We start from the raw sequence: 22,531 nt of genomic DNA, 5'->3' as shown, positions 1-22,531 counted from the left end.
TATGTTAAACATTGCATTATTCGGACCGCCCGGAGCGGGAAAAGGAACACAATCTGAGTTTTTAATTAAAAAGTATAATCTTTTTTATATTTCTACGGGAGATTTGCTGAGGAAAGAATTAGCAGCAGGAACAAAACTCGGTTTCGAGGCAAAAAGCATTATTGCAAAAGGCGGTTTGGTATCTGATGAAATAATTGTTCAAATAATTGAAAAAACAATCAAATCAAATTCGGAAGTTAACGGTTTTCTGTTTGACGGATTTCCGCGAACTTATATTCAAGCATATATTTTAGAGGGTTTAATGATTAAACTAAGTTCGAGCTTAGACAGTTTAATCAGTATTGAAGTTGATGAGGAAGAATCTGTTAAAAGATTATTAAACAGAGGAAAAACATCGGGCAGAAGTGATGATAATGAGATTGTTATAAGAAACAGATTAAAAGAATATAAAGAAAAAACATTGCCTGTTTTAAACTTCTATAAAGAAAGAGGAAATTATATTGCCGTAAACGGTATGCAATCAATATCAAGCGTTACAGAAGATATTGATAAAATAATAATAGACAGATTAAGTAAAAAATTATTAAACATTGTAATGTTCGGGCATCCGGGGTCGGGCAGAGGTTCTCTGGGAAAAGCATTGGCAAAAAAATATCATCTGGAGTTTGTGGCAACCGGGACAATGCTCGACGAAGAAATCAAAAAAAACAGTGATATAGGCAAAAGAATCAAAAAATTGTATGAAAGCGGAAAATTAGTGCCAGATGATATTGTAATTCCTTTGATTGAGCAAAAACTTCAAAACTCAAAAGGTGTCAGAGGATTTATTTTTAAAGGCTTTCCTCGAACACTTGTTCAGTCATATATTTTAGACGGTTTATTAAAAAAACACGATTCATACATTGCAAAAATATTCGATATAAAAGTTGAAACTTTGGAACTTATAAGAAGGCTCGATAAAAGAAGCAAAACCAGTGCAAAAATGCCTTATGATTCAAGTACCGAAAAAATTGTAAAACGACTTCAAGAACATGAGGACAAAACAATTCCTGTTATAGATAAATACAAAGAAACACATGATGTTACCGAAATTAACGGAATGCCTCCTTTCGACGAAGTTTTGAAAAATATTTCAAAAGAAATAGAAACCAGTTTCAGAAATTTACAATAGTAATTTAAAAAATGAAGTTGTTTTTCAGAGAATACGGCAAAGGTAAACCGATAATAATTGCACACGGTTTATTCGGTATGTCGGATAATTGGATTCCGATTGCAAAAAAGTTAGCAAAGGAATATCATGTGTATCTTCTCGATATGCGAAATCACGGACAATCTCCTAATGCTAAGCTGAATACATACAAGGCAATGAGTTCTGATTTTAATGAATTTACGGAAGATGTGAAAATAAAAAATGCAACTTTTATCGGGCATTCGATGGGAGGAAAAGCCGTTTTGCAGTTTGTATCTGATTTTCCTGAAAAAGTAAATAAAATGATAATTCTTGATATTTCTCCGAGAGAATATTTTGATTTTTCCGAAAGATTAATCAATCACGAAAAAATTCTAAAAAAGATGCAAGCCTTTAACTTAAAAAGTACTAAAAGCAGAAAAGAAATATCAGACCATTTTAAATCGTTTTTTAATGATGAATTTACCGTTCAATTGATTCAAAAAAATATTACAAAAAACAAGAAAAAACAATTTGAATGGAAATTAAATATTGAAACTTTAATGAACAGTTTAAATGAAATCAACCAAGAAATTAAATTCCAGAAAAAAAGTAATATTAAGTCACTTTTTGTTTTCGGAGGTAACTCATTGTACTATAGAGCCGAAGACAAAAAGAACATATTTGAGAACTTTCCGAGTGCAAAAATAAAGATAATTAAAAATACAGGGCATTTTCTTCATATTGAAAAAGAGAAAGAACTTACCGAAATAATTTCGACATTTATAGGTTAAAGTATCATATAATAAGTTTTTTTTCTATTTTTATACTCCTTAAAAATATTATGCAGAAAAAAATATTCATACTAAGCCTTATTATTTTTGCAAATTATTTGTTCGTATTTTCTCAAAATGAAAAGATTGACTCTCTTCTTGTGCTATACGAAAAAAACAAAAACACAGAACTTATTTCAGAAATTTCTCGGGCATATTCACAAATTAGAGATTTTGAACAAACTATAGTATTTGCAGAAAAAGGATTGGATATTTCTCGCAATAAAAAAAACGTTAAAAAAGAAGCAGAGTTTTTAGAAATTATTGCCGAATCTTATTTTCACACCTCAAATTACGATAAAAGTCTTAAACATTACGAAGCAATAAATAAATTAACGGATAATTACGAGATTTTAGATAAAAAAGGAGTTGTTTTTCTCGGACTGTCCAAAAACTATTGGCGAAAAGGAAAATATGAAAAGGCAATTTATTTCGGAACAGAAGCTGTAAAATTTTATGAAAAAAAAGGAGATATAACAAATAGCTTAAAGGCAAAAGGTAATTTGGGAACTGTCTATTTAGACGTACAAGATTATGACCGAGCAGAAAAATTGTTTGATGAAATCTTAATCGTTTTCAAAAATAAAAATGATTCTTTCGGAATAGCTAATACATACGAGAAAAAAGGAGTAATAAAGTTTTTTAAATCATTTTATCCTTATTCAAGAAAATATTATTTTAAAGCATATAATATATACAAAAGTTTAGGAAAAGAACTTGAAGCGGCAATTGAGCTCGGGAATATTGCCGAAACTTATGAAATGGAAAAAGATTATAAAAAAGCCGTAGAGTTTTACAAAAAAGCAATAAAAACCGAAAAAGAATTTAATTATTATTCAGGTTTAATATTTTTATATCAAGCATTAGGAAGATCGCACTTTAAATTAAAAAAATATAATAAGGCAAAAGAATCATATTTGACAAGTTTGAATTATATAAATAAAATAGGAGAACAAAGAGAGTTAATAAACACCTATAAATTACTTTATCAATTATATGAGGAAACCGGCGATTACCGAAGTGCTTTTAAATATTCATTATCAGCAATGCAAGTTAAAGATTCAATAGTCGGAATTAAAGTAAGAAATCAAATTAATGAAATAAGAATTAAATATGAATCTGAAAAAAAAGAGACTGAAAATAAATTATTAAAAGAGAATCAAGTTTTGCAACAACAAATAATTAAGGTGCAGAAGAAAGAAAACCGAAAGCAATTTTTAGTGATAATTATAATATCGCTGTTATTAATATTTATTGTAATTTTCTCAATTCTGCTTTTTAAGTTTAATAAGAAAAATAAAAAAACAAGCCTGATATTAAAAAATAAAAATACACTTTTAAATGAAGCATATTCAGACATTAATATCAGCATAGAATATGCCGGAAAAATTCAAAAAGCCATGCTTTCTTCTTTTGAAAACATTAATCACGATTTTTCGGAATACGCAATATATAATAAGCCGGCAGGTGCCTTAAGTGGTGATTTTTATTGGTCAAAAAAAATAAAAAATACAATATTTATTGCTGTTGCCGACAGTACGGGGCATGGTGTTCCCGGTGCTTTGTTAAGTATAACCGGAATGTCATTCTTGAACGAAATAGTTACCGAATATTTTATTCAACCCGATACTATATTAAATAACCTAAGAGATAAGATAAAAAAATCATTAAATCAAAAAGGAAATTTTAAAGAACAGAAGGACGGTTGGGATATGTCTGTTTTTGCTTATAATGAAAAAACAAAGGAAGTTCAATTTGCCGGTGCATACAATTCGCTATATTTAATTTCCGGGAAAGGTAAAAACAAAACAATGATTAAGTATAGTGCCGACAGACAACCCGTAGGAATACACTATAGAGAACTGCCTTTTACCGTGCATAATTTTAAAGTTGAAAAAGGAAATATAATGTGGCTTTTTACCGACGGATATTCCGATCAGTTTAATAACGAAGGAACTAAAAAGTATTCATCAAAACGATTGAAAAATCTTTTATTATCAATTTCCGACAAAACAATGAACGAACAAAATAAAATTATTAAAGATGAATTTGAAAATTGGAAAGGAAGTTTTAATCAGGTTGACGATGTTTTGATAACAGGAATTAAAATATAAAAAAACTGTTCGGTTAAGAACAGTTTTTAGCGTTTTCCTTGTTTTTGATTTAGGTTTTCTTCTTTAAATTTTAATTTAGTTGTTTGTTAACCTTGTCGTTTGATATATAGATGGAATTTTCACAATAATTCCATAAAAATAATGCAAATAATTTTAATATTTTCGTAACTGGTTTGTATAGAGCAAAATATAGCCCGAAGAATTAATGTTCTAATGAAAAAAACACCCAAAACATCTATTAAAAACTGGGCAGCAGATGACCGTCCCAGAGAAAAACTTCTTTTAAAAGGAATCGAAAGTTTGTCTGATGCAGAATTAATTGCTATACTGATAGGTTCGGGAAACAGAAGTGAATCTGCCGTTGAACTTTCTAAAAGAATATTGGCAGAATCGAAAAATAATTTAAACGAACTTGCAAAACTGAGCGTAACAGATTTGCAAAAATTTAAAGGAATTGGCGAAGCAAAAGCAATTTCAATTGTTGCTGCTTTGGAACTCGGTAAAAGAAGAAAAATATCAGAAGTTATTGAAAAAAAGCAAATAAAAAGCAGCAAAGATGTTGCAGACATATTTAGTCAGAAACTCGGAGATTTACCTTATGAAGAATTTTGGTTAATCATTTTAAACAGAGCAAATAAAATTATTGAATTAAAAAAAATTAGTGCAGGAGGAGTTTCGGGAACAGTTACCGATGTTAAAATAATTTTAAAAGCGGCAATAGAAAAAACAGCATCCGGCATAATTGTTTGTCATAATCATCCTTCCGGAAATGTAAAACCGAGCAACTCAGATGTAAATATCACAAAAAAACTAAAAGCTGCTTGCGAAATTGTTGATATCTCTTTACTTGACCATATTATTGTTTCTTTTAGTGATTTTTTTAGTTTCGCAGATGAAAAAATATTGTAAATTTAAATAATGCCTCAAATAAAATATATAAAAAATAAAGATATTGATTTTATCCTGTGGGATAAATGTATCTCTCGTGCACAAAACGGTGATGTTTTCGGCTATTCTTGGTATCTTGATGCTGTTTATATCGAATGGGATGCACTAATTATTGATGATTATAAAGCAGTTTTTCCCGTCCCTGTTAAAAAAATTGCCGGAATAAAGATAATCGAAAAGCCGATATTTTTGAGTAAGTTGAATTTATATATATCGCAAAATTTAAATGTCGAAATAACTTCAGATTTTTTTAAACCCTTAGCCGGAAAACTTTATAGTTTTTATTCCGACAATAAAAATCTAACTGTTTATTCTTCTAAGTTAATCGAAAAATATTCGTACCGAATCGATTTAATAAGCCCTTACAAATCATTTCAAAAAACTTACTCCGGTTTTTTTAAAGAACAATTAGAAATTGCAAAAAAAAACAAACTGTTTTATAATACGGGCATACTTCCTAACGGTTTTGTATTATTGGCATCAGTTGTAAATAAATTAAACAAGAAGAAACAAAATAAATTAAGAGTGTTGTCTTCTCTTGCGTTAAGAAAAAACAAAGGTGAAATTTTTGGTGCATTTAATGAAAAAAACAGATTAATTGCCGCTGTTTTATTTATTCGCTCTCATTATAAAACAAATATTATTGTTGCATATTCAAGCAAAGAAGCACAAAATAAAAAAGCCCTTTACGGGCTTATAGATCACTATTTAAAAATTCATTCCGAAAAAGCAATTACACTGGATTTTTTCGGTTTAAACCTGATGCCTGTCGAATTCTACAAAGGATTAGGAGCAAAACAATACCCGTATTATAAAATTAAAAAAAGTTTTTTCTTTTAATTATTTATAAAACTCATCAAAAACTTGTTTCATATAGTAATGGTCCTTAACGCCGCACAGCTCTCTTATTGAGTGCATTGCAAGCATTGCATTGCCAACGTCAACCATTCGTATATCCAACTGTGTTGATGATATACTTCCTAATGTTGAGCCACCCGCAATATCAGATTTATTTACATACATTTGAACAGGAACACCGGCTTTTTCGCACAGCATTTGAAATGTTGCCGATGATAAAGCATCTGTTGTATATTTTTGATTTGCATTTACTTTAATAACAGGTCCCTCATTCATTTTAGGTTGCAAAACAGGGTCATAATTTTCGGGTAAATTCGGATGAATTGCATGAGCATTATCAGCAGAAATTCCGAAAGAATTAATTTTTGCTCTGTAAAAAGCATCTCTTTGTGTGCTTTGTGCCCAAGTAACTCTTTTTAAAACATCTTTTAAAAACGGAGAAGCTGCTCCTTGTTTTGTTTCACTCCCTACTTCTTCGTTATCAAAGCAAATCATAACATTTGTTGATTTTGCAGTTCTGCTGTTAAATAAAGCATCAATTCCGGCATGAACCATCGATAAATCATCAATTCTTCCGGCTGAAATAAAATCATTATTTTCTCCTATTATTGAACCCCTCTCAAATTCGTATAAATTTAAGTCAAAGTCCATTATTTTATCATTTTCAACATGTAAATATTTGGCAAGAAGGTTTTTAAGATAGTTGTCTTTTTCAAACTTTTCCTCAACTAATCTTAAAATCGGTAACATATCTTTTTGCTTGTTATATTCCTTGCTTTCATTAATTGTTCTGTTAAGATGTATTGCCAAATTTGGTATAACCATTATAGGTTTCCGAATATTTATGTATTTAACTTCCGGTCGCATTACGTTTTCACTTTTCAGCGAAACTCTGCCGGCAAGAGAAAGTGGTCTGTCCATCCAAGTACTTAAAATAGGACCTCCGTATGTTTCAACATTCAATTTTAAGTAATTTCCCTGACCGGTCATTTCAGGCGAAGGTTTTATTTTTAAAGCAGGCGAATCTGTATGTGCAGCAATAATTCTGTAACCTTCTTTTTCAATTTCTCCGGTTCCTACAATAAAAGCAACTAAAGAAGACGCATTTTTTGTTGTGAAATACCTTCCTCCTTTTTCTAAATTCCAACTTTCGCCTCTGTGAAGTTGTTTAAATCCTTTTCTTATTAAGGCAGCTTTAACATTTCTTACGGCTTGAAAAGCTGTCGGACTTTCATATAAAAAGTCAATTAAATCATTTGCAAATTTTATTGTAGTTTCCATTAATTTAAGGTTTTTGAAAATTTTCAACAAATATAATCATTGTTTGGTATAAATAAAACAAGTTTTCCTGTTTTATATTACCTTTTTATGCTCAATAAATTTATCCTTGTCTGAATATTTATGTCTAATCATTCAAAATTTCTATATTTGAACTTTAAAACTCAAAAATATTTTAAAACATGAAAAAAATAATATCAACAACATTAGCAATTTTAATAATTGCAGTTTCAAATCTAAAAGCTGATGAAGGAATGTGGATTCCTCTTTTTCTTAAAAAATATAATATTGATAAAATGCAAAAGAAAGGCTTTAAACTTACGGCTGAAGATATATACAGCATTAATCAAGCAAGCATGAAAGATGCAGTAATAATTTTCGGAGGAGGTTGCACGGCAGAACTTATTTCTGACAGAGGTTTAATTCTTACAAACCATCATTGCGGTTATTATAACATTCAATCACACAGCTCGTTGGAAAATGACTATTTGACAAACGGCTTTTGGGCAATGTCTGATAAAGAAGAACTTCCCAACGAAAATTTAACCGTAACCTTTCTTGTAAGAATGGAAGACGTAACTTCTAAAATTCTTGCAGGTATTACAGACGATATGAAAGACGAAGACCGAGAAAAATTAATTGAAGAAAATATTAAAGCAGCAGAAGAAAAAGCGGCAGAAGGAAATGACTATAAAATTAAAGTTAAACCCTTTTTCTACGGAAACCAATACTTTTTATTCGTTCAAAAAGTTTATAAAGATGTTCGCTTGGTAGGAGCACCGCCTTCTGCAATAGGTAAATTCGGAGGAGATACTGACAATTGGATGTGGCCTCGACATACCGGTGATTTTTCTTTATTCAGAATTTATGCTGATGAAAACAATGAACCTGCCGAATATTCGGAAAATAATGTTCCTTTTAAACCGATTAAACACTTCCCGGTTTCAATAAAAGGTGTTAAAAAAGGTGATTTTACAATGGTTTTCGGTTATCCCGGAAGAACACAAGAATATCTTACTTCTTATGCCGTTGACATGATTAAGAACAAAATAAATCCGCACAGAATTAATATCCGCCAAAACATAATTGATATTATGAGTGCTGATATGGAAAAAGATCCGGCAGTAAGAATAAAATATTCTGCAAAATATGCAGGTGTTTCAAATTATTGGAAAAAATGGTTGGGAGAAAACAGAGGTTTGGAGATTTTAAATGCAGTTGCAAAAAAAGAAGCAACCGAAGAACAACTAATTAAATGGATAAACGGCAGCAAAGACCGAATAGCAAAATACGGACATTTATTACCCGATTTCAAAAAATTATATGCCGAATATACTCCGTATTTTTTAGCGGAAGAATATTTTTATGAAGCAATTTGGAGAATGGAAAGTGTAAAGTTCAGTTCAAAAATGGCAAGTTTAGTAAGAAAAGGAGAAAAAAATACCGAAGAAGATATTGAATCGGTAAAAAAATATGCAACAAAATTTTTTAAAGATTACAATCAAGAAACCGATAAGAAATTATTTAAAGTTTTATTTAAGCTTTATTATGAAAACGCAGGAGAACAATTTCAACCCGAAATTATGAACATATTTGAAACATTTAATCATTTTGATTTAAGCAAAAAAGATATAATCGATTATTATACAGATTATTACTTTGCTAACACTTTCTTCTTAAACCAAGAAAAATTTAATGAATTCATGGAGAAATTCAGCTATGGTTCAGAAAATATTGAAAAAATAAAAAACACACCTGCTTACAACTTTTTTTATGATTTTGTAAATGTGTATTACACAAAAATAACACCTTTTACCGAAAAATATACAACTCAAATTGATAAGAAAAAACGCTTTTATATGCAAGCATTAATGGAAGCCGACACAAATAAAATATTCTATCCTGATGCAAATTCAACTTTACGAATTGCATACGGACAAGTTGATACTTATGAACCGAAAGACGGTGTAAAATACCAATACTATACAACTTTAAAAGGAGTTATTGAAAAAGATAACCCTGAAATTTATGATTACGATGTACCGGATAAGTTAAAAGAATTATATAACAATAAAGATTACGGAAGATATGCTGAAAACGGAGAAATGCACATTTGTTTTATAGCATCAAATCATACAACAGGCGGAAATTCAGGAAGTCCCGTCATTAACGGAAACGGAGAATTAATAGGCGTAAATTTCGATCGTAATTGGGAAGGCACAATGAGTGATATAATGTATGATCCTGATCAATGCAGAAATATAACCCTTGATATTCGTTACGTTCTTTTTATAATTGATAAATTTGCAGGAGCTTCGCATTTGGTTGAAGAAATGACGATTGTAGAGTAAATAAAAAATGAAATTCCCGACAAAAACCATCGGTTTAATAATCGGCTCATTATCAGCAATATTTATATTGATTTTTGCTGACCTTGACCCGCAAAATCCCGAAATTACCGCAACACTTGCCATTGCCGTTTTAATGGCGGTTTGGTGGGTAACGGAAGCGATTCCGATTGCCGTTACGGCACTTTTGCCGGTTGCCCTGTTTCCTTTGCTCGGAATTATGAACGGTAAAGCAGTTTCTTCTGTTTATTTTAATCATATTATCTTTTTATTTATCGGCGGTTTTTTGGTTGCTATGGCAATGGAAAAACATAATTTGCATAAACGAATTGCATTAAAAATATTATTACTCACGGGAACCGGACACGGAAAAATTCTGTTCGGATTTATGTTTGCAACTGCATTTTTATCAATGTGGATGTCAAATACCGCAACTGCTATGATGATGGTGCCGGTTGCAATTTCAATAATTTCAAAATTTAATGAGATTTTGAACAAAAAAGATGCTCGAAAATATTCTTTAAGTTTGTTGCTCGGTATTGCTTATGCAGCATCAGTCGGCGGAATTGCAACACTAATAGGTACACCGCCGAATTTATCATTTTCAAGAATTTTTGCGATTATTTTCCCGAATGCACCCGAAATTTCATTTTCGCAATGGTTTGTGTTTGCTTTGCCTGTAAGTTTGTTTATGCTTTTTGCTGCATGGTCGGTTTTATATTTAATGTATCGAACAAGTTCGAAATCAATAAATATTGGAAAAGATTTTTTCAGAAAACAATACAAAGAACTCGGAAAAGCAAGCTTTGAGGAAAATGTTGTTTTTACAGCATTTGTTACATTAGCATTATTGTGGATTTTTCGCTCAGGAATAACAATTGAAAGTTTTACGATTCCCGGATGGTCATCACTTTTTAAAAATCCGAAGTTTATAAATGACGGAACGGTTGCAATAGTAATTGCTGTTATTTTGTTTATAGTTCCTTCAAAATCAAAAAAAGGAGAAAGGATATTAGAGGCAGATTCTATACGAAAACTGCCTTGGCATATTGTTTTGCTTTTCGGCGGCGGATTTGCTTTGGCACAAGGTTTTGCCGAGAGCGGTTTTGCTGTTTGGTTCGGTGAGCAAATGAAAGGATTGGCAGAAGTTCATCCCTTAATTTTAATATTGTCGATAACATTTTTTATGTCATTTTTAACTGAGTTGACTTCAAATACAGCAACTACGGAAATGATTTTACCTATTCTTGCAGGCTTAGCTATGTCAGTTAAAATAAATCCTTTAATTTTTATGATTCCTGCAACAATGGCTGCATCTTTAGCTTTTATGCTGCCGGTTGCAACGCCTCCCAATGCTATTGTTTTCGGCACAAACAAAATCCGCATTAAAGATATGATGCGAACCGGATTTATTCTGAACATAATAGGTGTAATAATCGTTACGCTTGCAATGTATTACTGGGGGCAATCTGTTTTTGATATTGACATGAATGTTTTTCCGGAATGGGCAGATGCTAATTAAGTTGTTTTTTTAGCTCAATTGCAATTATGAAAAAAATGAAAATAAGCTTGATTTTTTCTGCTTTGATTTATAAACTTTCTTTAACTTTACCGGTTAAATTTGTCAAAAAACATAATGTCTGAATTGATAATACTTTTAAGAGAACATTATACTTTCGGGTTTGTGTTTTCTGCCCATTTTACGGAAAAGAAAAATAAACATTTTATCGAAATTGCCGAAAATGTATCTTTTCCTGATGTTGAACGCCAGCCTGAACGATATACGGAAGAAGAAAAAGGGATAATTAAAACAATTGAAAGTTATTCAGATCAGAATCTTGCAAGAATTTTTTCAAAAAAGAAAAAGGCTTTAGAATTTGTTAAGTCAGTTTCAAAATACGATATTGAAAAACGCATAAGACCGTTTATTGAAAAGCGTTTGATAACAATTATTGAGAAGTTAAGCGAGGCAGATATTCCTATGTATCTGAAAAAAGATAAATTCAATACATTATATAAGGAAGATTTAATTACCATACAAAAAGAGCCTGCGAAAACGGTTTTTAATATTGAAAAAGAAGAAGCAGGAACAAAATATTTTTTATCTGTAAAACATGAGGAAAAAGAAATTAATTTGTTCGGTAAATCAGTTGTGATAATAAGTAATGAGCCGTGTAATTTGATTTTAGACAGTAAGTTATATTCTTTTGCCGATATTGACGGAAAAAAACTGAAACCTTTTTTTGACAAAACGCATATAAGCATTCCGAAATCGGCAGAAAGAAAGTGGTTTGAAGCCTTCGGAATAAATGCAATTAAAAAATTTGAAGTCAGTTCTAAAGGTTTTTTGATAAAAGAAAAAAGAATTGATGCAACCGCAGAACTTGTTCTTGAAAAAGATTGGAAAGGAGATTTAGCTTTTATGCTTTATTTTCATTATGAAAATGAAACCTTCCATTCAGGAAAAAAATTTGAAACCAAATTAGAGTTTGACGAAATAAACTTTGAATTCACAAAACTCAGCAGAAATGAAAGTTGGGAGAAAAAGATTATAAAAAAAATACAAAATACAGGATTAATATTGCAAGCTGATAATAACTTCAAAGTTAATGCAAAAACCAAAGCAAGAGAATTGCAATATCAAGAAACTGTTGAATGGCTGAGTGAGAATAAGCACAAATTTACAGAAATCGGAGTAAGTTTTAAGCAAGATTTATACAGAAAAGAGTATTTCATTCAGAAAATTTCATCAAATATTAAAATAAGCAAGAAAAAAGACTGGTTTGATATCTACGGAACAGTATCTTTCGGTAAATTTGAGATTCCCTTTATAAATCTAAGAAATCACATTCTAAAAGAGAAAAGAGAATTTGTTTTGCCCGATAAAACAATTGCAATAATTCCTGATGAATGGTTTGCAAAATATTCTGAAATATTTATGTTTGGTGAAAAAAATTCGGATAAATTAAAACTCGGGAAAACACATTTTGACGCACTTAAAAAATCAGAAATAAAAGGAATTGACAAGCAGTTTAAAAAAAGCATTTCAAAATTAATTCACTTTAATGAATTTGAAACGGAAGTTCCGGAAGATATAAAAGCAGAATTACGACCTTATCAAAAAGACGGCTTAAAGTGGATGTATTTTTTACAGGAAAACAACTTCGGAGGTTGCCTTGCCGATGATATGGGCTTGGGAAAAACATTGCAAACAATAACTTTGCTGCAAAAAACAATAAACAGCAGAATTAAAGAATCGATTGAAACCAAACAGCAATCTCAATTAAATCTTTTCGTAGAGAAGGCTTCTGAACCTGCTGAATTTCAGAGAAAAGCAAGTTTAATTGTAATGCCGATTTCATTAATCCATAATTGGAAAAATGAAATAAAAAAGTTTGCTCCGAAGTTAAAAGTTTTAGTTTATAAAGGCAGCAACAGGCATCGAAACATTAATCGTTTTAATGAATATGATATAATACTTGCCGGCTATGCATTAATTCGAAATGATATTGATTTATTAAAGAATCATGAATTTTTATATGTGGTTTTAGACGAAAGTCAATTTATAAAAAATTCTAATTCAAAAACTTACAAGGCTGTTTTGGAATTAGACTCGGAATACAGATTAGTTTTAACCGGCACACCGATAGAAAACTCTCTGACAGATTTATGGTCGCAAATGAACTTTATAAACAACGGAATGTTGGGGAATGAAAACTTTTTTAATCAAACTTTTATAAAGCCGATTGAAAAACAAGCTAATGAAATTCAAGAGGAAAAGTTAAAAAGAATTATTAATCCTTTTTTATTAAGACGTACAAAAAACGAAGTTGCAAAAGACTTGCCTCCGCTTACGGAACAAACAATTTATTGCAAGCAAGATGAGGAACAAAAAAGTTATTACGAGAAAGAAAAATCAAAAATAAGAAATAAAATTATCGGACTGATTGAAAGCGGAGAAAAAAAATCACTTTCGGTTGAGGTTTTGGGTGCATTAACAAAGTTAAGGCAAATTTCAAATCATCCGGTTTTAGTTGATGAAAAATATGAAGGGGAATCCGGGAAGTTTAATGAAATTATCAGAAATATTGAAAGTTTAACTTCCGAAAATCATAAAGTATTAATTTTTTCATCGTTTGTAAAGCATTTAGATTTATTAGCCGCTTATTTTGAAAAAAACAATATAAAATATTCAAAGCTTACGGGGCAAACAAAAAAAAGAGAAGAAGTTATTTCAGAATTTCAAGATAATACTGATAATCGTGTTTTTCTTATATCAATAAAAGCAGGCGGAACAGGCTTAAACTTAACTGAAGCCGATTATGTTTTTATTATCGACCCATGGTGGAATCCGGCAGTAGAAAAACAAGCCGTTAACAGGGCACACAGGATAGGACAAGACAAAAAAGTTATGGTTTACAGGTATATTAGCGAAAATACGATTGAAGAAAAAATTTCAAAATTGCAAGAGAAAAAAAGCAAACTTGCCGATACTTTTATTAACAACAACAATCCTTTAAAGAATATGACAAAAACAAATATTTTGGAACTTTTTAAATAATTCAGATTATAAAGTTGATATTATTTTCAAAATAAACCTGAATTAAGCATTACTAAAGTACAATTTACGACAGTTTTAATATCATTTTCTTTTGCAATTTTTATAAATTCTTCATTTTCGGTTCCCGGATTAAAAATTATTCTTTCAGGTTTTAAAGATAAAATATAATCGTAATAATCTGCTTGTTTTTCCGCACCTACATATAATGTTACTGTGTGAATATCTGCGATTTGTGGCTTTCCTAAAGTAATTTCTTGATTTTCAATTTCCCCTTTTTTTATACCTACGGGAACAACTTTATGGTTATACATTTTTAATAATCTTACTGCTTTGTAAGAATACCTTGAAGGATTCGGGCTTGCTCCCAATACTAATGTTTTCATCTTCTTTTTTTCCCAATAATACAATAAATTTATGAATATTTTCCTGTTTCTGCACACCTTAAATAAAAAAACTATATTTGCCGCTTATAAAAATTAAAAATATGAAAACAGAAAAAAATAAAGTAGTAGCAGTAAGTTACGAATTAAGGATTGAGGAAAAAAGTGAAGAAATTATTGATTTAGCTTATGAAGAAAAACCCTTAGAATTTTTATTCGGAAACGGAATGATGCTTCAAAAGTTTGAAGATAATTTAGCAGGATTATCAATAGGCGATACTTTTAACTTTAAATTAACAAGTGAAGAAGGGTACGGAGTAAGAAATGAAGAAAATATATCTGAAATACCCAAAAATGTATTTGAACAAAACGGAAAAATTGAAGCCGGTTTATTGGATATAGGAAATGTTATTCCGCTTCAAGATGATAAAGGAAACCGGTTTAACGGACAAGTTATTTCGGTAACCGGCGAACTTGTAAAATTAGATTTCAACCATCCGCTTGCAGGAGAAGACCTGTTCTTTACAGGAAAAATTGTAAATATAAGAGAAGCAACCGAGCAAGAGCTGGAACACAAACACGTTCATTCTCACGGACACGATCATTAAACTTCCCGGAATATAATTTTTACTGAAAAGTCATTAAATTGCCTATTTGTACCAACCTGCATTTAGCTGCTTAGTGACTTTTTATAGTTTTCACAATAAGGAAACAATTAATCGCCCGATAAAACTTATGAAATTTAAGGTTTAATGGTCAAAAATATTAAACTTCTCGGAGGAAAAATACATCTTAGGGCTTGCTGAAAAACGCTAAACGTACTGCAATTCAATACTTTATGCTTGTGTTTTTTTGATAAAGTGCAAGGTTTCTGAATGAAACACCTTGAACCCCTTGCACTTATTTTAATAAAACTACCAAATTTTTGCTGCTCAGTTGCACATCTCTTTTGTATTTTGTTCAATTTGAAGTATTTATATACATCTACTTCTCACAAAATCCAAAATAGACGCACATCTGAGCTTTTCAGCAAGCCCCAACTTAAATCCGAAAAAGGTAAAGGCTCAAGCTTTACCTTTGAAGTTCCGGTTACAATGGTGTAATTTATATCGAAATCAGATTATCAAGTTTACATTCCGCCTTCATTCATTTCTTCCGTGTCTCCTCTGTTCCCGCGTTTTTGTTTATAATTATTTATTTTGTAACTCAAGCTTAAAGTAAAAACGGGAGCTTCTCGCAACATTTCATCATGTGAAGAAAAACCTACACCTTCCGAATCAAAAATATAATTTGCGGTTTTGAACATATCTCGAACATTAAAAGTAACGGATAACTTTCTTTTGAAAAATTCATGCTTGTAAGCAGCTCCGAAATAATAAAAACCGTCACGTGTTCCCTGCGATGTAACGCTTGGTGCATTATACATTCCGGTTATTTGCAATCTGCTGTTTTTGGCAAACATAAATGTTGAGTTTATACGAAAATCATAATTTGTACTTTTTGTGCCTGTTTCAATTCCTGCAATTTCTCCTTCGAGGTTGTACCTGTAAATATTTGCATTTGCATACAGCATCCACCAACTAAAAAAATTAATATTACCTGAAAGCTCAGAACCGTATGCAAACTCTTTATCCAAATTATCAAAAGTATTTAATATTCTTCCGTCATTCATAAGTTCCTGCACACGATTAATTTTGTTATTTGTTTGTCTGAAGTATGCTTCAATATTGAAAAACGACTTTTTAATTCGTTTATTGAACGATAATTCATAAGAATCAATATACTCCGGAAGCAATGCCGGATTTCCGACTCTTTCGGAATAAGCATCTGAATATCCGGGAAAAGGATTCATGTACCAATGTCTCGGGCGATTTACTCGTTTGCTGTATGATGCCTGAATTTGTTGGGTTTTTGAAAGTTCTTTTGTTAAATGAACGCTCGGAAAAAAATCAAATCGTTGCAAAGGGTAACTTTCGCCGCTTGTAATTTGTTCAATTAATCGGTCGGTATATTCGCCCCTTAATCCTAACATATATTGTAATCCGAGAAGTTCTCCCGACAAAGAAGAATATAAAGAATGAATATTTCTTGTAAAAATTAATTCGTTGCTGTAAGTTTCATCTAAAACCCAATCTCCCGAAATATAATCTTCAAGTATGTAATTCCCGGATGCATCTCTTATTCTTGATTGGTAGCCGGTTTCAAATTTCATTTTTTCATTAACCGGGTATGTATAATCTACCTTTAAGGTTAATACATTTCGCCCTCTGTCTTGGAAGGTTTTATATTTTTCGTAACTAAATGTATTTGTAAAATCTTCATTAGTGGCATTCTCAATAACAATATTTTCAATTCCGCCGCTTCTTGATGAATATTGTGTTAATACGGTAATTTCATGACCTTTTTTGTTGAATTTATGAGTATAATCAAAATTTAAACTGTAAAAGTCACCGCCTATCGTAAAAGTTCCTTCGTTAAACGAATAAATATTTTCGGAAACAGGAAAAGTATAATCATAATTTTTTGAATTTCTTTCCATTCCGAAACCGAAATACCCGTATTTGCCGGAAAATGAAACAGTGTTTTTATCGTTTAAAAATAAATCAACACCGCCTTTAACCGAATAATAATTTCTTTGATGGCTTCTTTCGGAAACGGAACTTAAAAAGTATGTTGAATCATTTAAATATGTTTCACGCAAAGAACTTCCGGTTCCTGAAAAAGTTCGGTCGCCGTAATTTGCTCCTATATAATAATTTACTTTTTTTGCTCTGTAATTAAACAGAAAATCAGCTGAATATTTATCGCCTGTTCCTACGGAAGTATTAACAACACCGCTGAAACCGCTTTTCTTGCCTTTTTTCATTATAATGTTAATAATGCCGGTTGTACCGTCGGGGTCATATTTTACGGAAGGGTTTGTAATAATCTCAATATTCTCTACCGAAGAGGCAGGAATTTGGCGTAAAATATCATTTGCATCTAAAACGGTAGGTTTTCCGTCAATTAATACTATGAAATTTGAACTTCCTCGCATTGTAACATTTCCGTCAATATCAACTTGTATTGAAGGTGCATTTTCCAAAGCTTCAATAATTGTTTCTCCGGTTGCGTTTATATTTTTGCTGATATTTAAAACTTTTCTGTCAATTTTATACTCAACAAAATTACGTTCTCCTATTATTTCAACTTCTTCAATGTTTTCGGCAGATTGTTTCAATAAAACTGTTCCTAAATCGCTTGTTTTATTTCTCGGATGAACTTTCAAATCTGAAATTGTTTTTTTATAATAGCCGATAAAGTCAACAATTAAATAATATCTTCCGTATTTAAGTTCGCTCAATTCAAAATTTCCTTCTTCATCACAAACAGCTCCTGCAACAACCGAAGAATCACGCATACTGAATAATGCGGCATTCGCAAATTTTACTGATTTATTTGTTTGCTCATCAACAACTTTTCCTCTGATAATTCCGTCATTAGGCATATCTCCTCTGTTCATTCCTCCTCCGGGATGCCCGCCTTGTGCAAATATTTGTGTTATTTGAAAAAAGAATACTAGTATTAATATTTGTTTCATGTGTGTTTTTTATTGTTTTTAATTATCACATAGGAACACCAGCGTGTGGGCATTTTGTCATTCTGAAAGGTTCTGTTTGTGCATTAGGTCAACCTCGTGTGTTAAAATTTAGAATGGTGTTTCATGTGTTTACTTTTAAATACTGTTCGACTTATAAAAACCGAAAAGGTTTAAATAAAATTTTGTCGAAATTATTTAAATATTGCAATTAATCGGGGAGTTTAGTCCGAACAACGTTTAATTAATTACAAAATACAAGTTATTGCAGTTTTTAATTTACTTATCCGTAAATATTCGTAAGTGTCCTTATAAAGTTGCTGAAATGCTGAATTATTACACCGGAATATAAATCTTATCAATCATCTCTCTGTACTCTGATTTAAGTTTACTCATACTCGTAATTCCGCCTCCGCTTTTAAAGAATAATTCATTTCCTTGCTTTTCTATAAATCTTATCATTACAAAACTGTCTAAATTTTTTCCGTCGAAATAACCGGCAATACCGGTATAAAAATTTCGGCTGTAATTTTCTACATATTTTATAATTTCAATTGTTTTCTTTTTCGGAGCACCGCTTATTGAACCTGCAGGCAGTAACTTCTCAAATATATTTCCGATTTGCTCATTATAATTTTCGGGTAAATTACCGCTGATTTCAGAACTTACTTGCAATAAATTTTTCTGATTAGTTTGTATCTTATCAATATAACGAAATTTTTCAACTTTTACATTTTTTGCAATCATATTCAAGTCATTACGGATTAAATCTACAATTGTATTGTGCTCGGCTGATTCTTTTCTGTCGCTTAAAATTTTCAGTTCGGCATTCGGAATATCGGCATCAATTGTTCCTTTCATCGGATACGAAAATATTTTATTGTTTTGTATTTTAATAAATGTTTCGGGCGAAAAAACAACAAATTCCCCATTAAAATATAGTTTATACTTAGCTTTGCTGTGACGGAAAATATCTTTTAGTCCAAGATTTGTTTCTATTTTTGCGGGAAAGGATAAATTAAGAAGATAAGTGTTGCCTGCATTTATTTCTTTTTGTACTTTATCGTAAGCAATTTGGAAATTGTATAATGATGTCGGGAATTTCTTAAAATCGATATTCTTTTTTTTAATTTTTTGTTTGCTGTTTGAAAATTTGTTAAAAGAAAACTTAATTTTGTAAGGGTCTAAAAAATCTTTTGTCAGAATAACAGCGTTATTAAATTCAAAATCAATAATGAATAAAAAAGCTTCTTGGTTTTTTCCGAGCTTATTCATTAGATTTACGGCACTATTTCTGTCAATTGTTTTAATATGAAAAAAGTTTTATTAATAGACAATTACGATTCATTTACTTATAATTTAGCACAATTGCTTGATGAGAGTACTATGTGTAACTTTCAAATAATAAAAAATGATATTGTAAAAATAGGAGAAATTTCCGAATTTGATAAAATTTTAATTTCTCCCGGTCCGGGTTTACCCGAAAATGCAGGGAAACTTCCGGAAATAATTGCAAAATATCATAAAACTAAATCAATTCTCGGAATATGTTTGGGAATGCAAGGGATTGCCGAGTTTTTCGGTGCCGAACTTTATAATCTTGAAAAAGTATATCACGGTATTAAAGCCAATGCACATATAATTGACAGCGATGAAGTTATTTTCACGGGTTTGCCCGAAAGAATCGAAGTCGGGCTGTATCATTCTTGGGCAGTTTATAAAGATTTAAAAGATACAGATTTAAAAATTACCGCAATTTCTCAAAGAAATATAATAATGGGAATAAGTCATAAAGAATATGATATTAAAGGTATTCAGTTTCATCCGGAATCAATTATGACAAAATACGGACAAAATATTATTGAAAATTGGCTTTCCTGTTAAGTTACTTTTTCATTTAAAAACACTGTTTTCGACAAATTATACCAGAGATTGTTAAATAGATGTTAGTATCATGTTAAATAACTGTTAAGAAGTAAATTATTAAATGTCAATAAGAAAAATTAAAAAAAGCTTTGCGGTCATATTGTTTTGTAATATAAAATTGTCTATTTTAGCGGACTATTCAAAAGATTAATAAAAAACTATATCAATGAAATTTATTGTTTCCAGTTCAGAATTATTATCACACCTTCAAAGTGTAAGCAAAGCAATAAGCGGAAAATCTACGATTCCGATATTAGACAGCTTTTTATTTGACCTAAAAAGCAGAGAATTAACGATTACGGCTTCAGACTTAGAATCGACTTTAATAACAAGTCTTTCGCTTGAAAACAGCGACGGAGACGGAAGAGTTGCTTTGGAGGCAAAAAGATTATTAGATATTTTAAGAGAATTTCCGGAACAACCTCTTACATTTGAGTTTGATTTAGAAAGTTTGGCGGTTACAATTTTATCGGAAAACGGTAAGTTTAGTATTGTCGGCTCTCCGGCAGATGAATATCCTCAATTTCCTGAGTTAGTAAAAGACGCAACAATTAAGTTTGTTATAAAATCTGATATTTTAGACACAGGAATAAGCAAAACAATTTTTGCAACGGCAAATGACGAACTTCGCCCCGTAATGAACGGTATTTATTTTTCAATGACAGATAAAGACATAACTTTTGTTGCTTCGGATTCGCATAAATTAGTAAGATACAAAAGAACAGATGCAAATGCAGACGGTGAATCATCTTTTATTCTTCCTAAAAAACCTGCAAATTTATTAAAGGGTTTATTGTCCGGCATTGACGAAGATGTTACTGTTGAATTTGATGAAAAAAATGCAGTTTTTACATTTTTAGGATTTAAATTAATTTGTAGATTAACAGAGGGCAAATTTCCGAATTACGAATCGGTAATTCCTACGGAAAACCCGAATAAATTAATTATAAACAGAGCAGATTTGTATAATACCGTAAAAAGAGTTTCGGTATTCTCAAACCAAGCAAGTAATTTAATAAAACTGCATTTAACAGCTAATGAAATTACGGTTTCAGCACAAGATATCGATTTTTCTATTTCGGCACATGAACGTTTAACATGTCAATATGAAGGTGATGATATGGAGATAGGATTTAAATCTGTGTTTCTTTCTGAAATTATTGCAAATATGGGGTCGCAAGAAGTTGTTCTTGAAATGTCTGATCCTTCAAAAGCAGGGATTATGTTGCCTTTCGAATCTGATTCGGAGCACGAAGATGTTTTAATGCTGTTAATGCCGATGATGATTAATTCCTAGCCGGCATAAATTCAAATAAAAAAAACCTGCTTAAATTTTTAAGCAGGTTTTTTTAGTATGGTATTTTATTAAAGACTTACTTATTTTTTACACCTTTTTTTACTGTATTGTTATTTCCTGTTTCCGGAACTTCGATAATTCCTTTTACCATTAAAATAATTTGAGATCTTTTCGGTTGTCCTTCAACATCCGGAATATTCGTAGTAACAGTTATTGATTTATGTTGATTTCCTCTTTTTCCTCTTGAATTAAATATTGCTTTAATGCTGCTTTCTTCTCCCGGTTTCACGACTTTATCTCCGAGTTGGACAGCTGTGCACCCGCAACTTGCTTTTGTTTTTCTTATAATCAAATCATTTTTACCTGTATTTTTAAATGTAAAAATATGTTCAACTGTTTCCCCTTGTTTAATTTTCCCGAAATCATAAGTTTTATTACCTATAGGGGTAAAAACAGGAGGATTGTCAATCATATCTTGGCTGAATTTTTCTTTGATTATTGCACTTACGTTCATTCGATTTTTGGAATCATTATTACCGTTAAAGTTCAAATAAATTCTGTCATAAACATATCCCCAATCGTTTTTTTTAGAAGCATCATAAGTGAAAAATATAACACCTTTTTGGTTCGGAGCTAATGTTTCGGGTTTGCAAATAACCGTAAGGTGTGCAGGCATTCTTCTTTTTTCGTTAAATCCTATTTTTACGGTTTCTTTGCTTACGTTAATAATTTCAATTTTATCTTTCTTTGTTTCGGTATTATAAATTTCAGAAAAATGGACATTGTTCTTTTTCAATTTAACGGGCCCGATTTGGTAGCGGTATTCATCAGCAATATCTTGTGATTTAGGAATTACTTCTCCTGAAATATGTAAAGTTACCGGGCTGTTTTTTGCGTTTGAATTAACAGTTACAGATTTGTGAAAAACTCCGGGGCGGTTATAAGGATTAAAAACAGTTTTAATATAACCTTTCTCCCCGGGTGCAATCGGTTTTTTGCTCCACGAAGGAGTTGTGCAGCCGCATGTTGATTTAACGTCATTAATAACAATAGGTTTCGAACCTAAATTAGTAAAAGTGAATTGAAATTCTACATTTCCGCCTGATTCTTTTATTTTTCCGAAATCATGTTTTTCGGTTTCAAAAGTCATATTCGGTTCAACGGTTTGAGCAAAAATACTGCTTGTAAATATGAATATGAATGAAAAAAGTAAATTGATTTTATTCATCTGTCTGATTTTTGT

16 protein-coding genes are annotated in these 22,531 nt (G+C 30.9%); 11 read left to right on the top strand and 5 right to left on the bottom strand.

The window, feature by feature from the left end; genetic code table 11:
* Position 1 precedes the first annotated feature (1 nt).
* From L3J35_07100 to L3J35_07080, 5 genes are all read left to right on the top strand, one after another.
* Complete coding sequence (locus L3J35_07100) at positions 2–1,171, top strand: adenylate kinase (protein MCF6365957.1); 1,170 nt, start codon at positions 2–4, stop codon at positions 1,169–1,171.
* An 11-nt stretch (positions 1,172–1,182) separates the two neighbouring features.
* Positions 1,183–1,962, top strand: a complete 780-nt coding sequence (locus L3J35_07095) for an alpha/beta fold hydrolase (protein MCF6365956.1) — start codon at positions 1,183–1,185, stop codon at positions 1,960–1,962.
* Between the two features lie 50 nt (positions 1,963–2,012).
* Entirely contained in the window at positions 2,013–4,115 is a 2,103-nt protein-coding gene (locus L3J35_07090; protein MCF6365955.1) for a SpoIIE family protein phosphatase, read from the top strand.
* Between the two features lie 213 nt (positions 4,116–4,328).
* A complete protein-coding gene (gene radC, locus L3J35_07085) occupies positions 4,329–5,024 on the top strand; it encodes a DNA repair protein RadC (protein MCF6365954.1) in 696 nt (231 codons plus the stop codon).
* Between the two features lie 9 nt (positions 5,025–5,033).
* Complete coding sequence (locus L3J35_07080) at positions 5,034–5,903, top strand: hypothetical protein (GenBank protein ID MCF6365953.1); 870 nt, start codon at positions 5,034–5,036, stop codon at positions 5,901–5,903.
* Here L3J35_07080 and L3J35_07075 read toward each other — a convergent pair whose 3' ends face one another.
* Positions 5,904–7,202: a M18 family aminopeptidase gene (locus tag L3J35_07075; GenBank protein ID MCF6365952.1), complete on the bottom strand. Its 1,299-nt coding sequence runs from the start codon at positions 7,200–7,202 to the stop codon at positions 5,904–5,906.
* Between the two features lie 179 nt (positions 7,203–7,381).
* On the opposite strand from L3J35_07075, the gene L3J35_07070 reads away from it, so the two are divergent.
* From L3J35_07070 to L3J35_07060, 3 genes are all read left to right on the top strand, one after another.
* Positions 7,382–9,550 carry a S46 family peptidase gene (locus tag L3J35_07070; protein ID MCF6365951.1) on the top strand — a complete coding sequence of 723 codons (2,169 nt, stop codon included), beginning with the start codon at positions 7,382–7,384 and terminating at the stop codon, positions 9,548–9,550.
* Positions 9,551–9,557: 7 nt separating this feature from the next.
* Positions 9,558–11,069: an SLC13 family permease gene (locus L3J35_07065; protein MCF6365950.1), complete on the top strand. Its 1,512-nt coding sequence runs from the start codon at positions 9,558–9,560 to the stop codon at positions 11,067–11,069.
* Positions 11,070–11,183: 114 nt separating this feature from the next.
* Complete coding sequence (locus tag L3J35_07060) at positions 11,184–14,108, top strand: DEAD/DEAH box helicase (GenBank protein ID MCF6365949.1); 2,925 nt, start codon at positions 11,184–11,186, stop codon at positions 14,106–14,108.
* Positions 14,109–14,134: 26 nt separating this feature from the next.
* Here L3J35_07060 and L3J35_07055 read toward each other — a convergent pair whose 3' ends face one another.
* Complete coding sequence (locus L3J35_07055; GenBank protein ID MCF6365948.1) at positions 14,135–14,491, bottom strand: CoA-binding protein; 357 nt, start codon at positions 14,489–14,491, stop codon at positions 14,135–14,137.
* A gap of 101 nt (positions 14,492–14,592) precedes the next feature.
* Between L3J35_07055 and L3J35_07050 the strand changes: the two genes are divergently transcribed.
* On the top strand, positions 14,593–15,096 hold the full coding sequence (locus L3J35_07050) for a peptidylprolyl isomerase (protein ID MCF6365947.1): 504 nt from the start codon (positions 14,593–14,595) through the stop codon (positions 15,094–15,096).
* Positions 15,097–15,617: 521 nt separating this feature from the next.
* Here L3J35_07050 and L3J35_07045 read toward each other — a convergent pair.
* Positions 15,618–18,068 (bottom strand): TonB-dependent receptor, encoded by a 2,451-nt coding sequence (locus L3J35_07045; GenBank protein ID MCF6365946.1) that lies wholly within the window; start codon positions 18,066–18,068, stop codon positions 15,618–15,620.
* A gap of 333 nt (positions 18,069–18,401) precedes the next feature.
* Positions 18,402–19,340, bottom strand: coding sequence for an aminodeoxychorismate synthase component I (locus tag L3J35_07040; GenBank protein MCF6365945.1), 939 nt, complete (start codon positions 19,338–19,340; stop codon positions 18,402–18,404).
* 36 nt (positions 19,341–19,376) lie between these two features.
* Here L3J35_07040 and L3J35_07035 point away from each other — a divergent pair, with 36 nt between their 5' ends.
* Both L3J35_07035 and dnaN read left to right on the top strand, forming a co-directional pair.
* Positions 19,377–19,949 carry an aminodeoxychorismate/anthranilate synthase component II gene (locus L3J35_07035; GenBank protein ID MCF6365944.1) on the top strand — a complete coding sequence of 191 codons (573 nt, stop codon included), beginning with the start codon at positions 19,377–19,379 and terminating at the stop codon, positions 19,947–19,949.
* A 208-nt stretch (positions 19,950–20,157) separates the two neighbouring features.
* Complete coding sequence (gene dnaN / locus L3J35_07030) at positions 20,158–21,288, top strand: DNA polymerase III subunit beta (GenBank protein ID MCF6365943.1); 1,131 nt, start codon at positions 20,158–20,160, stop codon at positions 21,286–21,288.
* 76 nt (positions 21,289–21,364) lie between these two features.
* Here dnaN and L3J35_07025 read toward each other — a convergent pair whose 3' ends face one another.
* The gene (locus L3J35_07025) at positions 21,365–22,516 is read right to left on the bottom strand and encodes a DUF1573 domain-containing protein (protein MCF6365942.1); all 1,152 of its coding nucleotides are present in this window, start codon (positions 22,514–22,516) and stop codon (positions 21,365–21,367) included.
* Between the last annotated feature and the right edge of the window lie 15 nt (positions 22,517–22,531).

Source organism: Bacteroidales bacterium, from assembly GCA_021648725.1.
In the GTDB taxonomy this organism is placed as follows: Bacteria; Bacteroidota; Bacteroidia; order Bacteroidales; family JAADGE01; genus JAADGE01.
The sequence above is the reverse complement of the archived record's forward strand: the minus strand, read 5'-3'. Positions and strand labels throughout refer to the sequence as shown.

Excerpts from the sequence above, each read along its gene's own strand:
- L3J35_07050 (MCF6365947.1), top strand. The coding sequence starts at position 14,593 with ATGAAAACAGAAAAAAATAAAGTAGTAGCAGTAAGTTACGAATTAAGG.
- L3J35_07055 (MCF6365948.1), bottom strand. The coding sequence starts at position 14,491 with ATGAAAACATTAGTATTGGGAGCAAGCCCGAATCCTTCAAGGTATTCT.
- L3J35_07095 (MCF6365956.1), top strand. The coding sequence starts at position 1,183 with ATGAAGTTGTTTTTCAGAGAATACGGCAAAGGTAAACCGATAATAATT.
- L3J35_07025 (MCF6365942.1), bottom strand. The coding sequence starts at position 22,516 with ATGAATAAAATCAATTTACTTTTTTCATTCATATTCATATTTACAAGC.
- L3J35_07075 (MCF6365952.1), bottom strand. The coding sequence starts at position 7,202 with ATGGAAACTACAATAAAATTTGCAAATGATTTAATTGACTTTTTATAT.
- L3J35_07040 (MCF6365945.1), bottom strand. The coding sequence starts at position 19,340 with ATGAATAAGCTCGGAAAAAACCAAGAAGCTTTTTTATTCATTATTGAT.
- L3J35_07070 (MCF6365951.1), top strand. The coding sequence starts at position 7,382 with ATGAAAAAAATAATATCAACAACATTAGCAATTTTAATAATTGCAGTT.
- L3J35_07090 (MCF6365955.1), top strand. The coding sequence starts at position 2,013 with ATGCAGAAAAAAATATTCATACTAAGCCTTATTATTTTTGCAAATTAT.
- L3J35_07035 (MCF6365944.1), top strand. The coding sequence starts at position 19,377 with ATGAAAAAAGTTTTATTAATAGACAATTACGATTCATTTACTTATAAT.
- dnaN (MCF6365943.1), top strand. The coding sequence starts at position 20,158 with ATGAAATTTATTGTTTCCAGTTCAGAATTATTATCACACCTTCAAAGT.
- L3J35_07060 (MCF6365949.1), top strand. The coding sequence starts at position 11,184 with ATGTCTGAATTGATAATACTTTTAAGAGAACATTATACTTTCGGGTTT.
- L3J35_07080 (MCF6365953.1), top strand. The coding sequence starts at position 5,034 with ATGCCTCAAATAAAATATATAAAAAATAAAGATATTGATTTTATCCTG.
- L3J35_07065 (MCF6365950.1), top strand. The coding sequence starts at position 9,558 with ATGAAATTCCCGACAAAAACCATCGGTTTAATAATCGGCTCATTATCA.
- L3J35_07100 (MCF6365957.1), top strand. The coding sequence starts at position 2 with ATGTTAAACATTGCATTATTCGGACCGCCCGGAGCGGGAAAAGGAACA.
- L3J35_07045 (MCF6365946.1), bottom strand. The coding sequence starts at position 18,068 with ATGAAACAAATATTAATACTAGTATTCTTTTTTCAAATAACACAAATA.
- radC (MCF6365954.1), top strand. The coding sequence starts at position 4,329 with ATGAAAAAAACACCCAAAACATCTATTAAAAACTGGGCAGCAGATGAC.